The organism is Haliscomenobacter sp. (assembly GCF_040403615.1).
Lineage (GTDB): Bacteria > Bacteroidota > Bacteroidia > Chitinophagales > Saprospiraceae > Haliscomenobacter.
The window spans coordinates 1-16,249 of the sequence record NZ_JBBAKG010000034.1 but is presented as its reverse complement, the minus strand read 5'-3'; the positions used below and the strand labels follow the sequence as shown (position 1 = coordinate 16,249).

12 protein-coding genes and 1 rRNA gene are annotated in these 16,249 nt (G+C 46.9%); all 13 read left to right on the top strand.

All coding sequences use genetic code 11. The annotated features are described in order from the left end of the window. Positions 1–40 precede the first annotated feature (40 nt). The gene (locus tag ABW391_RS12805) at positions 41–616 is read left to right on the top strand and encodes an RNA polymerase sigma factor (RefSeq protein ID WP_353482270.1); all 576 of its coding nucleotides are present in this window, start codon (positions 41–43) and stop codon (positions 614–616) included. A gap of 11 nt (positions 617–627) precedes the next feature. Further along, positions 628–927 carry a hypothetical protein gene (locus tag ABW391_RS12800; RefSeq protein WP_353482269.1) on the top strand — a complete coding sequence of 100 codons (300 nt, stop codon included), beginning with the start codon at positions 628–630 and terminating at the stop codon, positions 925–927. Between the two features lie 2 nt (positions 928–929). Beyond that, positions 930–1,385, top strand: a complete 456-nt coding sequence (locus ABW391_RS12795) for a hypothetical protein (RefSeq protein ID WP_353482268.1) — start codon at positions 930–932, stop codon at positions 1,383–1,385. Between the two features lie 252 nt (positions 1,386–1,637). Beyond that, entirely contained in the window at positions 1,638–3,035 is a 1,398-nt protein-coding gene (gene leuC / locus ABW391_RS12790) for a 3-isopropylmalate dehydratase large subunit (protein WP_353482267.1), read from the top strand. Between the two features lie 151 nt (positions 3,036–3,186). Beyond that, the gene (gene leuD, locus ABW391_RS12785; RefSeq protein WP_353482266.1) at positions 3,187–3,780 is read left to right on the top strand and encodes a 3-isopropylmalate dehydratase small subunit; all 594 of its coding nucleotides are present in this window, start codon (positions 3,187–3,189) and stop codon (positions 3,778–3,780) included. A gap of 147 nt (positions 3,781–3,927) precedes the next feature. After that, entirely contained in the window at positions 3,928–5,451 is a 1,524-nt protein-coding gene (locus ABW391_RS12780; protein WP_353482265.1) for a hydroxymethylglutaryl-CoA lyase-like TIM-barrel protein, read from the top strand. Between the two features lie 3 nt (positions 5,452–5,454). Beyond that, on the top strand, positions 5,455–6,525 hold the full coding sequence (leuB, locus tag ABW391_RS12775) for a 3-isopropylmalate dehydrogenase (RefSeq protein ID WP_353482264.1): 1,071 nt from the start codon (positions 5,455–5,457) through the stop codon (positions 6,523–6,525). A gap of 217 nt (positions 6,526–6,742) precedes the next feature. Further along, complete coding sequence (locus ABW391_RS12770; protein WP_353482263.1) at positions 6,743–7,840, top strand: DUF4856 domain-containing protein; 1,098 nt, start codon at positions 6,743–6,745, stop codon at positions 7,838–7,840. Between the two features lie 126 nt (positions 7,841–7,966). Then, positions 7,967–9,055: an imelysin family protein gene (locus ABW391_RS12765; protein ID WP_353482262.1), complete on the top strand. Its 1,089-nt coding sequence runs from the start codon at positions 7,967–7,969 to the stop codon at positions 9,053–9,055. Continuing rightward, the gene (locus ABW391_RS12760; RefSeq protein WP_353482261.1) at positions 9,042–10,388 is read left to right on the top strand and encodes an HTTM domain-containing protein; all 1,347 of its coding nucleotides are present in this window, start codon (positions 9,042–9,044) and stop codon (positions 10,386–10,388) included. The genes ABW391_RS12765 and ABW391_RS12760 overlap by 14 nt, the downstream gene beginning before the upstream one ends. A gap of 2 nt (positions 10,389–10,390) precedes the next feature. Next, on the top strand, positions 10,391–12,802 hold the full coding sequence (locus ABW391_RS12755; protein ID WP_353482260.1) for a TonB-dependent receptor domain-containing protein: 2,412 nt from the start codon (positions 10,391–10,393) through the stop codon (positions 12,800–12,802). A 150-nt stretch (positions 12,803–12,952) separates the two neighbouring features. Further along, a complete protein-coding gene (locus ABW391_RS12750) occupies positions 12,953–14,143 on the top strand; it encodes an RsmB/NOP family class I SAM-dependent RNA methyltransferase (protein ID WP_353482259.1) in 1,191 nt (396 codons plus the stop codon). A gap of 1,045 nt (positions 14,144–15,188) precedes the next feature. After that, positions 15,189–16,249: ribosomal RNA gene (locus ABW391_RS12745) — 16S ribosomal RNA — on the top strand; the annotation flags it as partial.

Below are 16,249 nucleotides of genomic sequence, written 5' to 3'. Positions count from 1 at the left end.
TCCCTATCGAACATCCGCTAACAAGTAAATCTATTTTCAATTGGCCAACGACAATGCAATGACCAACAGTGCCGAAGGAATCGCGATTTCCTTTCAAGACTGTTTTGATGCCCACAAAGATCGGGTATTCAACACGGCATTGTCGATGCTGCAAAATTGGGAAGAGGCCGAAGAAGTAACCCAGGATGTGTTTTTGGCAGTGTACGAAGCCCTCGCCAGTTTTCGGGGACAAGCTGCGCTGACCACCTGGCTGTACCGCATCACCGTCAACAAAGTCCTGGATCGTTTGAAAGCCCGCAAGGCCCAAAAACGCGCAGGTTTTACCATCTCACTGTGGAAACAGAAAGGTGCCGAAGAAACCGTGTTTGAAATTCCCGACTTTTTGCACCCTGGCGTATTGCTGGAACAACAGGAGTCGAGCAAAATCTTGTTCAAAGCCATTGCCCAACTGCCAGAAAACCAACAAAGTGCTTTTGTGATGGCCAAAGTAGAACAACTCAGCTATGCCGAAATCGCTGCCATTCTGAATGTGACGGTTCCGGCTGTTGAATCTTTGCTGGTACGTGCCAAACAAAAACTTCGGGAGCTTTTGAAAAATTTTTACGAAAACCGTTAACCGTATTCACTGTGGAAAACATTGACATTCAAGCCAATATTAATGCTGCGCTCAACAGCCTGGAAGGCATCCAGAGAGCGGAAGCTGATGCAGCTTTGCTCCAAAAAATTGAAGCACGGATTGCTGCCAACCGGGAAGGGCGTCAGGTACAGCAAGTGCAAATTCGCCGCCTTGCCATTAGACTTGCCGCCGCCGCTGCGGTAATGCTGGTACTCAATTTTGTGGTTTGGCTCAACGTCAGTAAACATAGGCAAAACGATACATTCCAGCAATTTTCAGAAACCTATTTCGGTAGTCAATTAAATTATTAAAAATGAATGCCATAAGAATAATGGGCGTCGCCCTGCTGGGCTTGCTCATCCTCAATGTAGTCAGTTTAGGGCTACTTTGGCGCATCACTGGCCCTCAAGGTGGATCTCAAGCAGCCGAATTCCTGATGCACGAACTGAAATTTGATGCCACCCAACGCAAAGCGTATTGGGAGCTGATTCACCAGCACCGGGATCAAATGCAGAAGTTGGAATTTGAGCGAATTCAATCCCGTAACCAACTTTATGACAACCTCGGCAAAGGCGACACTACCCAATTTGGTGTCTTGCGACAGATCCAGGGAAAGACCGAATTGATCACTTTTAGACATTTTCAAGCTGTACGCAATCTGGGCACGCCACAGCAACAGCAGCGTTTTGACCACATCATTAAGGAAGTGCTGCGCAAAATGGAGCACAGTCAGCAACCAGCGCAGCGCCCTCGGAATAAACCGAACTAATTTTTTACCACAATTACGAAGCCCGCACGGCAGTTCTCGTACACAATATCTCCAAAATAGGCTGCAGTGAAAAATGCCCAAAAACCAGCATTGGCAGGGTTTTTAGCCCAATCCTTATGGAATGATTTTTAGAAAAAACCATTCCCGTTTTCCAGCATCCATTTTTTTAAGGATTTTGCAACAGCCAAGTTATTCTGCCAAAACTTCATAATTTTGCTGACCATTTTGCGAAATCTTTAAAATCCTCAAAAATTGGCTGGTAAAACGATATTCGATAAAATCTGGGACGCCCACGTAGTTGAACAGATTGAAGATGGCCCAAGTGTGGTGTACATCGACCAACACTTGATCCATGAAGTAACCAGTCCGCAAGCGTTTGCCGGACTAGATGCGCGCGGACTCAAGGTATTCCGCACCAATCGCACCGTGGCAACACCCGACCACAACGTGCCCACAATTAACCAGGACAAGCCCATCCGGGATGAGCTTTCCCGCTTTCAAGTGGACAAACTGACGGAAAACTGCCTGAATCATGGCGTTACCCTGTATGGACTCAATCACCCTTACCAAGGAATTGTACACGTTGTAGGGCCACAATTGGGCATCACTCAACCGGGTATGACCATTGTATGTGGCGACAGCCATACCTCTACCCACGGTGCTTTTGGCAGTGTGGCATTTGGTATTGGTACTTCCGAAGTGGAAATGGTATTGGCCACTCAATGCCTGATGCAATCCAAAGCCAAGCGCATGCGCATTACGGTAAATGGCGAGCTGGGTCCTGGAGTTGGTGCCAAAGACATTATTCTCTACATTATTTCCAAAATCACCGCCAGCGGTGGTACAGGCTATTTTGTAGAATACGCAGGCTCTGCATTCCGCAACCTGAGCATGGAAGGCCGCATGACCGTTTGCAACATGAGCATCGAAATGGGTGCCCGTGGTGGCCTGATCGCTCCAGACGAAACAACCTTTGAATACATCCGTGGCCGCGAATTTGCTCCCCAAGGGGCTGATTTTGATGCCGCAGTTGAAAAGTGGAAAGAGCTGTACACCGACGCAGATGCAGTATTTGAAGCAGAGTTGCACTACGATGCTGCGGACATCGAGCCGATGATCACCTATGGCACCAACCCTGGCATGGGCATCAAGATCACCGAGAATGTTCCTGCGTTGGAAGAAGTAGAAGAATCCAACCGTACCAGCTTTTCCAAGTCACTCGAATACATGGGATTGGTTCCGGGTGAACGTCTTTTGGGCAAAAATGTCGATTACGTATTTGTTGGCAGTTGTACCAATGGCCGCATCGAAGACTTGCGGGCAGTAGCTGAATTTGTCAAGGGCAAGCAAAAAGCCGACAACATCACCGCCTGGATCGTACCTGGCTCCAAGCAAGTGGAAAAACAAGCTCAGGAAGAAGGTTTGGTGGCCATCTTTGAAGCAGCTGGCTTCCAACTGCGCCAACCCGGCTGTTCCGCATGTTTGGGCATGAACGAAGACAAGATACCAAAGGGTAAATACGCGGTTTCTACTTCCAACCGCAACTTTGAAGGCCGTCAAGGCCCCGGCGCCCGTACCATGTTGGCCAGCCCCATTACGGCAGCAGCAGTGGCGGTAACCGGAAAAATCGTTGATCCACGGGATCTGTAGGGTCAACCCTACGTGGTTGACCCCTTGTGAGGGGACAACCACATAGGGTTGACCACCCAGGGACAACCACATAGGGTTGACCACCCAGGGGACAACCACATAGGGTTGTCCTTACGATTTTCATTCATTTCACAATTTTGTCATTAGCATTATGGCACGCGAAAAATTCCATTTGGTACACTCATCAGCTGTACCCGTTCATATAGAAAACGTCGACACCGACCAGATCATCCCAGCCCGCTTTTTGAAAGCAACCACTCGGGACGGCTTCGGTGAAAACTTGTTCCGCGATTGGCGTTACGATTCCAACAACCAGCCCATTGCGGATTTTGTACTCAACAATTCGCTGTATAGCGGCGATATTTTGGTGAGTGGCAAAAACTTTGGTTGTGGCTCCAGTCGAGAACATGCTGCCTGGGCCATTACTGATTTTGGATTCAAGGTCGTAGTAAGCAGCTTTTTTGCCGATATTTTCAAGAACAACGCATTGAACAATGGCCTTTTGCCCGTTCAGGTATCGGATGAGTTCTTGGCTCAAATTTTTTCAGCAATTGAAGCCGATCACCAAGCCAAGTTCACCGTAGATCTGGAGGCTCAAACCTTCACCATCGATGCAACAGGCAACGCATTCACTTTTGAAATTAACACTTACAAAAAAGAATGCATGCTGAATGGCTACGATGACATCGATTATCTTTTGAACATAAAGGAGAAGATCGAAGAATTCGAGAAAAAGAGAGCATAGTTCTGGCTGATAGCTATCAGCCGTCAGCTATCAGCAATCTGCTGTCAGCCGTCAGCCATCAGCAACCAATTATGCTGTCAGCTGAAAGCTGATAGCTGACAACTGATAGCTGACAGCTGACAGCCGTCAGCTGATAGCAGAAAAAAAATGGGACGGAAGATCGAAATCATGGACACCACCCTCCGCGATGGTGAACAAACCTCCGGCGTATCGTTTACCGATCAGGAGAAACTGAAAATAGCGCGCTTGCTATTGGAAGAACTGAAGGTCGACCGCATTGAAATTGCATCTGCGCACGTTTCAGAAGGCGAGTTTACGGCGGTTCAAAAGATCATGGATTGGGCCAAAGAGAAAGGCTACATTGATCGAATTGAAATCCTGGGCTTTGTAGATGGCGACCGTTCCCTTAACTGGATGCAAGAAACCGGCGCACGAGTACTCAACCTGCTCACCAAAGGCTCCGAACGCCATTGTATCCAACAATTGCGCAAAACCAAAGAAGAACACCTCGCCGATATCCTGGATGTGTTGGTGCGGGCAGAAAAAATTGGCATTCGTTCCAATGTTTACCTCGAAGACTGGTCCAATGGCATGCGTACCTCTCCTGAGTACGTTTATTTCTTGCTCGATGGTTTGAGCAAAGCTCCTGTCCATCGCATCCTGCTTCCAGACACCTTAGGTATTCTCAATCCTGACGAAACCTTCACCTATTGTGCTGATGTGCAGCAACGTTTTCCTCAATTGAGTTTTGATTTTCACGCGCACAATGACTATGATTTGGCTACCGCTAATGTCATGGCCGCAGTAAAAGCAGGAGTAGCCGGCATTCACGTCACCCTCAATGGATTGGGCGAACGTGCCGGCAATGTCTCTCTGTCCAGTGTAGTTGGTGTATTGAAAGACCATTTGCACTGCGAAGTTTCTGTGGATGAAAAAAAGCTGTACTCCGTGAGCAAACTCGTGGAGTCTTATTCTGGTGTACGGATTCCTACGAACAAACCCATCATCGGCGAGTTTGTGTTTACCCAAACCAGTGGTATCCACGCCGATGGCGATCAAAAAGGAAACCTCTACCACAATGACCTGAGTCCTGAGCGCTTCAACCGCAAGCACTCTTATGCTTTGGGTAAAATGGCAGGCAAATCCAGCATTCGCAAAAACCTGGAGGAGCTGGGCATCGAACTCGATCAGGAATCCATGCGTTTGGTAACCAAGGCCGTCAATGAATTGGGCGACCGCAAAGAAGTGGTCACACAGGAAGATCTTCCTTACATCATCGCCGATGTTTTGGACAAACAAACCCTTGCTCAGCGGGTGCGCATCAAAAACTATGCACTCTCGGTTGCCGCAGGCTTACGCTCTGTAGCTACCCTGAGCATTGAAATTGACAACAAAACTTACGAACGTACCGCCGACGGCGATGGCCAATACGATGCGTTCATGAGTGCATTGCGTCAAATTTATCAAAGCCTGGGCAAAAACTTGCCGCGCTTAATCGACTACGTAGTCACTATTCCTCCGGGAGGAAAAACCGACGCCTTGTGTCAAACCGCCATCACCTGGCAACAGGATGAGTTGCGTCCCTTCAAAACCAGTGGCCTCGATTCTGATCAGGCCATTGCGGCAATAAAGGCGACGATAAAAATGTTGAACCTTATCGAAAATCAATAAGCAATGAAATTCACTATCGCAAAACTTCCTGGCGACGGCATTGGCCCCGAAGTTGTGGCACAGGCAGTAAAAGTACTGGAAGCAGTTGGCCGCAAGTTTGGTCATGAATTTGACTTCAAATTTGGCATCACGGGTGCTCACGCCATCGACGAAGTAGGGGAGCCTTACCCTGAATCAACCCACGAAATCTGTATGAACTCCGACGCCGTTCTTTTCGGTGCCATCGGTGATCCAAAATACGACAACGACCCCAAGGCAAAGGTGCGCCCTGAGCAAGGCTTGTTGGCCATGCGCAAAAAACTGGGTCTGTACGCCAATATTCGCCCCATCAATACTTTTCAATCCCTGATACACAAGTCGCCTTTGCGTCCTGATCTAGTTGAAGGTGCCGATTTTGTGGTGATCCGCGAATTGACAGGAGGAATCTACTTCGGTGAGCCTCGTGGCCGTAGTGAAAACGGAGAAAAAGCTTACGATACCTGCGTATACAGCAAAGATGAAGTTACGCGTATTGCCAAACTCGGTTTTGAATACGCGCGCATGCGCGACAAACGCATGACCGTGGTTGACAAAGCCAACGTACTGGCCACTTCCCGCTTGTGGAGAGAAACCGTGCAAGGCATGGTAGCCGATTATGCAGATGTGGAAGTAGACTACATGTTTGTCGACAATGCTGCGATGCAAATCATCCAGTGGCCCAAGAAGTTTGACGTGATGCTCACTGAAAACATGTTTGGCGACATTCTTTCTGATGAAGCCAGCGTAATCACCGGATCTTTGGGCTTGCTGCCTTCCGCATCGGTTGGTATCCATACTTCTGTATTTGAGCCCATCCACGGATCGTATCCACAAGCTGCTGGCAAAGACATCGCCAATCCAATTGGAACGGTGCTTTCTGCCGCTTTGTTGTTGGAACTAGGACTCAAATTGCCCGCAGAAGCCAAAGCAGTACGCGATGCAGTTGATGCTTCTTTGGCTGCTGATGCCGTTACCGAAGATATTGCTACAGATAAATCCAAAGCCTTCAAAACCTCGCAGGTAGGTGATTGGTTGGCAGAATATATTGTGAAGTAAACAAGTAATGCGAATAATGGGTATTACGTTTGCAAACGCAAGCCCATCCAAAGAAGTCAATCAATTCACGTTGGTTGGCTTTTTTTTTGCACCAAATTTAAATTATATTTAGTCTAAATAAACAAACGTCGTAAGATTGTCATTTCTTAGATTTAGTCTTAATAAAGGCAGTAATTTTAAAAATGATCTCCTATTTTTGCAAAAAAAACCTGATGTTATGAAAAACACAATGCTTTTCTGTGCTCTTGGCGCTTGTTTGTTTTTGACTTCCTGTAAAAACGACGAGGACGAAATCCTGGAGTACACTGTTCCCACTACCTATATTTTTGACAATGTGGAGTACAAAGAATCCGCTGCACGCATCAGCATGTGGCTGGGTTATACCACTTACTTGGGCCGCTCTACCCGCAAGGTATTGAGTCAGGACACAGTGAACTACCTGTGGAACAACAGCAACGCTGCTTATACCGCAGATATGGCGAACAATATTCCTTATCCGCACACCGAAATCAACAAATTGACCTTTAACCTAGCCAGCAAAAGTGCGGATGTCAGCACCTTCAAAGCCTATGCTGATTCGATGGTGGCGGTAAGCAAGTTCTACAATCGTCCAGGTGCCAAAGGGATTGCAGGCAAAATTGGCAGCCGCTTGTTCAATTACACTGGCCTTGAGTTCAACCAGGCGGTGGCCAAAGGTCTAATGGGTGGCTTGAGCTTGTACAACATCAATGCCATTTTGGACAAAATCCCTTCCGACGACAACAAAACTGTAATAACTGGCCAAGGCACTGCCATGCAACACAACTGGGATTTGGCCTTTGGTTACGTCGGAATTCCTGCCAATTATGATACCACTACAGCCTACACTTCGGCCATGCCAGATCGGCCCCTGGCATTGGGTAGCTACTTCGCAGAGCGGGGCAAGTACCTCAAGTCGGGTGGTATTGTGTTTGAAGCTTTCCGCAAAGGTAGAGCAGCTATTGTGGCCAAAGATTACAAAACCCGTGATGCCGCCATTGCCACCATCAAGGAGTATTTGGAAAAAACCATGGCTGCTTCGGCCTATTACTACATGCTCACTCCTCAAACCCAATCTGCACTCGACGCAAAATTCCACAGCCTTTCCGAAGGTTATGGCTTCATCATTGCCTTAAAATACCGAGATGCCAGCAGCAAATTGACTGCCGCAAACTATCAGACCTTACTGGACATCATCAAGACTAATTTTTATACCCTGGCTGAAGATCCCAGCAATACCAAACTGAAGCAAGCGCAAACCATCTTGACCGAGGCTTACGGCAAATTGCAGCTTTAAGCAGCTGCAAATAGCGGTTAGTGTGCAGCACATAAGTACAAAAACACCATTTATTGGGTTTTGGTGCTTATGGTTAAAATTAAACCAGTAGTTGAACATTTTTTAATTTGCTCCAATTTTATACTGATGAAAAAAGGTTTTCAGCTCAAACTTGCAGGGCTTGTGTTAATGTCCGCCCTGATCGCATTTGCCTGCAGCAAAGAAGGGAATGACAATGAAGACAATCCGGGAAGCACGGACACTTTTAAATCGGCGATGCTGGTCAATTACGCCGATAACCTGATTGTTCCGGCTTATACCGACTTGAACAACAAATTGGGCGCATTGACCACCAGCGTCAATGCATTTTTGGCCGCCCCTTCCGAACTCACACTGGCAGCAACCCGCGAACCTTTCAAAGCAGCCTACATTGGTTTTGAAGGTATATCAGTTCTTTATTTTGGGCCCGCCTCGGCTCAAATGCTAAACAGTTACACCAATACTTTCCCTACCGTGCCAGCAAGAATTGAAAAGGGCATCGAAACGGGCAACTATAACTTTACTATCCCGCAAAACTCGGATAGCATTCAGGGTTTTCCGGCTTTGGATTACCTCTTATATGCACCGAATGCAGTGAGTAAGTTTTCCGGTGCAGGTGCAGCCAAACGCAAAAAATATGTACAAGATGTATTGGGCCGCATGAAAACCTTGGTCGAAAACACCCTGAGTCAGTGGAATGGCCCTTACCACCGTATTTTTATTACTTCCTTAAAAACCGATGTGGGTAGCTCCATCGGCAGCCTCGTAAACCAGTTTGCTTACGAGATAGATGCTTTAAAAGGGCCGCGCATTGGTTGGCCTTTTGGCAAACAATCCAACGGAATTGTGTTTGCCGATAAATGTGAAGGCTATTACGCTGGCATTTCCGCCGAATTGGCCATCGCCAACCTGAGCAGCTTAAAAAATTATTACACGGGTGGAAGTGGCGATGGCATTGCCGATTACCTCGTGCTGCTGAAAAAACAGGATTTGAACAACGCCGTATTGGCACAGTTTGACATAGCTTTAACGGCGTTGAACGCCATTCCCAAGCCCCTGTCGGCGGCTTTTGTCAACAATCCTGTGCTCGTGGAAGGGGCCTACAAGCAGGTGCAAAAATTGTTGACTCTGATCAAAACAGACGTAGCTTCGGCTACTGCGGTACAAATAACCTATCAGGATAATGACGGTGACTGATCAACAGAGCCTTTACCGCCCGGTTTCCATCGCGCCATTGATTACCTTCAGGATCACCTTCGGGGTCTTGATGATGTTTAGTCTGCTTCGTTTTTGGTGGCGGGGTTGGATCACCAGCATTTATATCGAACCCCAATTTCATTTTACTTACCCGGGGTTTGATTGGGTACAACCTTTGGGCAATTTAGGTATGCACCTATTATTTGCCACGATCATCATCAGCACCGTACTGATTATACTTGGCTGTTTTTATCGCATCGCCATGCTTTTCTTTTTCCTGGCCTTCACGTATGTTGAATTGATAGATGCCTCGGCCTACCTCAACCACTATTATTTCATTAGCCTCGTGGCTTTTATCATGGTGTTTTTGCCCGCCAATGGAGCCTATTCGCTGGATGTTTATTGGCGAATTACCCCGCAAAAGCCTCTGGTTCCTGCCTGGACTATCGATATCCTGCGCTTTCAACTGTCGATCGTATACATATTTGCCGGGCTGGCCAAAATCAATCCTGATTGGTTGATCCATGCCGAGCCCATGAAAACCTGGCTTCCGGCCAAAAGCCACCTGCCCATTGTAGGCCCCTGGATGTACGAAACCTGGGTGGCTTATCTCTTTTCCTGGTTTGGGGCGGTGTACGACTTGTTTATCGTCTTTTTTCTATTGAATAAAAAAACACGGCTCATCGCTTACGGCTTTGTGTTGGTCTTCCACTTGGCAACAGCGCTTTTTTTTCCGGGCATCGGGATGTTTCCTTATGTGATGATTAGCGCCAGTCTGATTTTTTTCTCCGCAGAATTTCATGCCAAACTACAGTCCTTTTTGCCTGGAGTTAAACTTCAAGCTACGGCAACTCAGCAGGGAACAACCCCAGTTTTTGCCCGCAATAAAATTCTCTCCCTAGCTATTGTCCTGTATGTATTCCTGCAATTGGTGATTCCCTTGCGGTTTTTGCTGTACCCTGGGCATTTGTTTTGGACGGAGGAGGGGTATCGGTTTTCCTGGCGGGTGATGTTGATGGAAAAATCGGGAACGGCCTATTTTACTGTAAAGGATAAGAGTGGTACGCAGTTTTATGAAGTGGACAACAAAAAATTCCTGACGCCACTGCAGGAAAAAATGATGAGCACCCAGCCGGATATGATTTTGCAATATGCCCATCACCTGGCCAAAAGTTATCAAAAAACCGGATTGGAAGATCCCCAAGTATACGCCGAAGTGTATGTGTCCTTGAATGGAGACCGCTCCAAACCCTTTATTGATTCATCCGTCAACCTGGCAGCACAAAAGCTGAGTTGGAAACCTATTCCCTGGATTTTGCCCTACAAAAAATAAAAATGATGCTGTTAAAAACCGTATTGCTGGGTTTATGCTCCTGTGTTGTTTTGCCTTTGTTTGCCCAAACCCAGTCCATGATCAGCGGCACCATTCGCTCAGGTTCAGAAGCAGTGGCCGGTGCCTCCGTGGTACTTTTGCCACTCAATACAGTAGAAATCAGCAACGACAACGGTTTTTTTCGCTTTGCAAAACTGGATCCCGGTTCTTACGAAATAGCAGTAAGCTCTGTAGGTTTTAAATCCTACCGCCAGCGCATTGTGCTCCAGGAGCAAAGCATCGGCAATCTTGACATCAACCTCGAACCCAGCGTTGTCGACATCCAGGAAATTGTGATTTCGGATCAAAAAGACGAAAACGTTTCGGGTAAGTTATACGATGTATCGGGCACAGCCATTTATGCCAGTAAAAAAACCGAGTTGATCAATGTCAAAAGCCTCAATGCCAACCTGGCTACCAACAATACACGCCAGATTTATGCGCGGGTACCGGGTTTGAACATCTGGGAATACGACCGAGGCGGCTTGCAACTCGGCATTGGTGGTCGGGGATTGAGCCCCAATCGCTCTTCCAATTTCAACATCCGGCAAAACGGCTACGACATCAGCGCCGATGCCCTAGGCTATCCCGAAAGTTATTACACCCCTTCCGCTGAAGCGCTGAGCAAAATCGAAATCATTCGTGGAGCAGCAAGTTTGCAATACGGCCCTCAATTTGGAGGTCTGGTAAATTTTGTGATGAAAGAAGGCCCCGAAAGCAAACCCCTCGAAATCACTTCCCGGCAAACCCTCGGCTCCTATGGTTTTTTTAATTCGTTCAACAGCATCGGTGGCACCGTAGCTAAAAACAAACTCAACTACTACAGCTTTTACCAGTACAAACGTGGCGATGATTGGCGACCCAATAGCCATTATGACCAGCACAATGCGTACATCCATTTGGCCTATGCGCTCAGTGAAAAACTAAAAATAAGCGGGGAATACACCTTGATGAAATACCTGGCTCAGCAGCCTGGTGGGCTTACCGATGCACAGTTTGAGCAAGATGCTGCGGTGTCGGTCCGGTCACGAAACTGGTTTCAGGTAGACTGGAATTTGTTCAACCTCACGTTGGATTTTACACTTAGCCCCCGCACCAAACTCAATTGGCGCACCTACACACTCCAAGGATCACGTGAAGCATTGGGCGTATTGACCTACATCAATCGACCCGACGTGGGTGGAGTGCGCGACTACATGGCCGATCAATACAACAATTTGGGATCGGAGCTCAGGTTGATTCACCAATACCCTTTGTGGAAGCAACAATCCAGTACTTTTTTGATCGGTACCCGGGTATACAAAGGGCTGACTCAGCGGAGACAAGGCGATGGCAACACTGGTTCTGGCCCCGATTTTGTATTTGCCGGGCCGGAGCCGAACAAGTCCAACTTTCGTTTCCCAGGTAGCAACGTTGCCGTTTTTGCTGAGAATATTTTCCGCATCAACCAGCATTGGAGCATTACTCCCGGAGCTCGTTTTGAATACATCAACACCAAAGCCGAAGGTTACTACTACAAGCAAAACATCTTCATTGCCGACGATAAAATAGCGGAGACCAAAGAAAATCCGCGCTCATTCATGCTCTTGGGCGTTGGGAGCTCCTGGAAATTCGGCAATGGAACCGAATTGTACGCCAACATCTCTCAAAACTACCGCTCGATCAATTTTAACGACCTCCGCATCGTCAATACCAATGCCCGGGTAGACGCTAATTTGAAAGATGAAACGGGGTACAACATCGATTTTGGTTTTCGCGGCACCTACAAAAACTGGCTTTATGCCGATGTGAGTTTTTTCTACCTGAAATACAATGACCGCATTGGTTCCATCTTTGTACGAGATACCAGTTTTATGACTTACCGTTTGCGCACCAATGTATCGGACAGCCGAAACCTCGGCTTGGAATTCTTGTTGGACGGGGATGTGTTGAAGGCCCTGAGCAAAGGAATGGCCAAGTACAAGCTGAATCTTTACACCAGTTTGTCGCTGATCGATGCACGTTACGTGAATACCAAAAACACAGCGATTGCCAATAAACTGGTGGAAAATGTACCTCCTGTGCTGTTTCGTACTGGTCTTTCTTTTGGCAATCCAAAGTTCAATTTCACCTATCAGTTTGCTTATCAAACCAAGCAGTACTCCGATGCCACCAATACTGAAGAAACGCCCACGGCAGTAGATGGGGCTATCCCGGCTTTTGCGGTAATGGATCTCAGCCTTAGTTACAATTGGAGGGTATTTACGATCTACACGGGTGTGAACAATCTGGCTGATGCAAAATATTTTACCCGTCGCGCCGATGGTTACCCCGGCCCTGGCATTATACCTGCCGATAAGCGGAATGTGTATGTGACCTTGCAGTTTAAACTTTGATGATTTTTTGGGTAAAAAATGGAGTCAAATATTGATCTTTGTCCCATCACGCATAAAAAAAGGGAGACTCGTTTGTTTCCTTCCATAGCAGGCCTCCAGAAAGAGGCGGATAACTCCAAAAAAACTCCTACCTCATTAAAACGTTTGATTTTGCGCATTTCAAATGAACAAGTATCCGCTATTTGTACTGCAGCGGCCCAGGTGTTGCAGGAATCTCGCTTTGCCGATCAGGCCGTCGAGCGGCAATTTAAGGATCACCAACATTGGACCATTGCCGAACAAGGCTTTGTAGCCGAGCAGATCTACTCCTTAATTCGTTATTATCGCCTCCTTTGTATTGTAAGTGGGAAAACTCCAGTTACAATTGAGGATTGGGAGTATTTACTCGGTGCTTCTTTGATTTTACAGAAGCACTCGGCTGGAGCGCAATTTCAATTCCTTTCCAAGGAGAAAATCCTTGCTGCCTACCATAATATAGGTGATCAACGCGCCCTGCGGGAATCGATCCCGGATTGGCTGGATGCATTGGGTCAAGCCGAATTAGGAGATAAATGGGCGGCTACCATTCATGCCCTGAACGAACTGCCCCATTTGTTGCTGCGGGTCAATCGACTCAAAACGGATTTACCTGCGCTTCAGCAACAATTGCAACAATTCAATATTCTTGGCACACCTATCGCTGACGACGCCTTTTTAATCCAGCAGCGGGGCAAACTCTACAGCACCCCAGCTTTCCAAAATGGTTGGTTTGAAGTCCAGGATTATTCTTCACAACAAGTCGCTCCATTTTTACAAGTCGAACCCGGTATGCGGGTCATCGATGCTTGCGCAGGAAACGGTGGCAAAGCATTACACCTGGCCGCTCTGATGCAAAACAAAGGCCAGATCATCGCCTTGGATACCGATGCCAAAAAACTAGAACAACTTCGACTGCGCGCTCGACGGGCTGGGGTCAATATTATTGAAACCCGGGTGATCGAATCAACAAAAACCATCAAACGCTTGGCTCAATCCGCAGATCGTTTGCTCTTGGATGTTCCTTGCTCGGGTTTGGGTGTTCTGCGCCGCAATCCTGACGCCCGTTGGCGATTGAATAGCGAGCAGTTGAACAGCATGAAGCTGCTTCAGCAGCAACTTTTAGAGACGTATACCAAGATGTGTCGCCCGGGTGGAAAATTGGTTTATGCGACTTGCAGTATTCTGCCCTCTGAAAATCACTTGCAAATAGAAAAATTCCTGGATAGCGGAAGGACGAGCTTTAGAGTAGAGGCGAGCAAAACCATTCTGCCTCAAGATGAAGGCTTCGATGGTTTCTTTATGTCCCGCTTGATTCCCACATGATACCCCCCGAATATGGGGTTGACTTCAAACCAACAGAATCTTACCTTTGATTTGTTTTACAATTAATTGGTACATCAAGGTAGTTAAATAATAGGGGGCCGCTTTTCGGCCCCTTTCTTTTTTGCTTACAACGATCTTCTCATCCTGCTTTTTTGAGGTTTTTCATGATAACACAGAAAAATTAACTTCCCGATTTTGGGTTTTGAATAGGAAGTCGAACGTTTCATTTCAAGTGAGCTTCCTGTTCAAAAGCGGCTAAAAAAATCGGGAAGCAATTTTTTGCGTCATACTAAGTAAAAAAAAACCTGGGTTTTTAAGCCAGCCCCTTGCGCTTTTCCCTAGAAACCCTTAACTTTATTTTCCTTGTTTAAATCACCACAAATTAACTTTCAAGGATTTAAGTATGCGAACAGAAAAAACGTGAAAACTTTTTCTGTAAAAGCTTGTGCATGCCAACTTGAAAAAATACCTTTGCGCTCCGCTTTGAAAGCAAGGCGAAAGGAGAATGGGGATGAGTAGGAATGACAGCCAGCAGATCGGCTAAAAAGAAACTCAAAAAAAGTTCTTCAATAATTAGGAGTTTAGGAATCAAATGGTGTACATTTGCATCCGCTTTGAAAAGCAGGGCAAGAAAGTAGAAAGGAAAGGAATTGAAACGCGAAAAAAAGTCTTGAAAAAAGATGAAAAAAGTTTTGCGAATCGCCACTGAGTATTTACCTTTGCTGCCCCGCAGATAACCTGAATAAAAGGGTTATTAGGAAGGGAAAAAGGTTGAAACCAAAGGGTTTTGACGAAAAAAGTTGCCAATTCAACAGAATTGAAAATACGGTTGAGAGATGCTTAAATGAGGAAGGTTGCAGAGCCTGAAGTTTAGGGATAAGGAGACCAAAGAGTTCATTGACACAATGGGAATTGAGGTAAGGAAAAAATTACTTTTTTAGAAACCACAAGCGGAACCTTGAAGATCAATTTTTAATTTGGTTTTTGGTTCAGACATCCAAGCAAATCGATCGTATAATTTCTTCGGAAGTTTACAAAAGATATTACTATGGAGAGTTTGATCCTGGCTCAGGATGAACGCTAGCGGGAGGCTTAATACATGCAAGTCGAGCGGTAAGGTTTTCGGACCCTAGAGCGGCGAACGGGTGAGTAACGCGTACGAAACCTACCTTTAAGAGAGGAATAGCCCTGGGAAACTGGGAGTAATACCTCATAGTATTCATTAACCGCATGGTTTTTGGATTAAAGCTACGGCGCTTAAAGATGGTCGTGCGTCTGATTAGCTAGTTGGTAGGGTAACGGCCTACCAAGGCTACGATCAGTAGGGGGCGTGAGAGCGTGGCCCCCCACACGGGTACTGAGACACGGACCCGACTCCTACGGGAGGCAGCAGTAAGGAATATTGGGCAATGGACGCAAGTCTGACCCAGCCATCCCGCGTGCAGGACGAATGCCCTATGGGTTGTAAACTGCTTTTGTTTGGGAAGAAATGTATTCTTTTAAGAGTATTTGACGGTACCAGACGAATAAGCACCGGCTAACTCCGTGCCAGCAGCCGCGGTAATACGGAGGGTGCAAGCGTTATCCGGAATCACTGGGTTTAAAGGGTGCGTAGGCGGTTTGATAAGTCAGAGGTGAAAGCTAGCAGCTTAACTGTTAAATTGCCTTTGATACTGTCAGACTTGAATCAGGTTGAGGTAGGCGGAATGTGACATGTAGCGGTGAAATGCATAGATATGTCATAGAACACCAATTGCGTAGGCAGCTTGCTGGGCTTGAATTGACGCTGAGGCACGAAAGCGTGGGGATCAAACAGGATTAGATACCCTGGTAGTCCACGCCCTAAACGATGTTAACTCGATATTTATTCTTCGGAGTGAGTGTCCAAGCGAAAGCGTTAAGTTAACCACCTGGGGAGTACGTTCGCAAGAATGAAACTCAAAGGAATTGACGGGGGTCCGCACAAGCGGTGGAGCATGTGGTTTAATTCGATGATACGCGAGGAACCTTACCTAGGCTAGAATGCGAGTGCTGATAGGTGAAAGCCTATTTTCCTTCGGGACACAAAGCAAGGTGCTGCATGGCTGTCGTCAGCTCGTGCCGTGA

Coding starts and splice junctions, on each gene's coding strand:
- ABW391_RS12795 (WP_353482268.1), top strand. CDS start 930: ATGAATGCCATAAGAATAATGGGCGTCGCCCTGCTGGGCTTGCTCATC.
- leuD (WP_353482266.1), top strand. CDS start 3,187: ATGGCACGCGAAAAATTCCATTTGGTACACTCATCAGCTGTACCCGTT.
- ABW391_RS12780 (WP_353482265.1), top strand. CDS start 3,928: ATGGGACGGAAGATCGAAATCATGGACACCACCCTCCGCGATGGTGAA.
- leuB (WP_353482264.1), top strand. CDS start 5,455: ATGAAATTCACTATCGCAAAACTTCCTGGCGACGGCATTGGCCCCGAA.
- ABW391_RS12770 (WP_353482263.1), top strand. CDS start 6,743: ATGAAAAACACAATGCTTTTCTGTGCTCTTGGCGCTTGTTTGTTTTTG.
- ABW391_RS12765 (WP_353482262.1), top strand. CDS start 7,967: ATGAAAAAAGGTTTTCAGCTCAAACTTGCAGGGCTTGTGTTAATGTCC.
- ABW391_RS12760 (WP_353482261.1), top strand. CDS start 9,042: ATGACGGTGACTGATCAACAGAGCCTTTACCGCCCGGTTTCCATCGCG.
- ABW391_RS12755 (WP_353482260.1), top strand. CDS start 10,391: ATGATGCTGTTAAAAACCGTATTGCTGGGTTTATGCTCCTGTGTTGTT.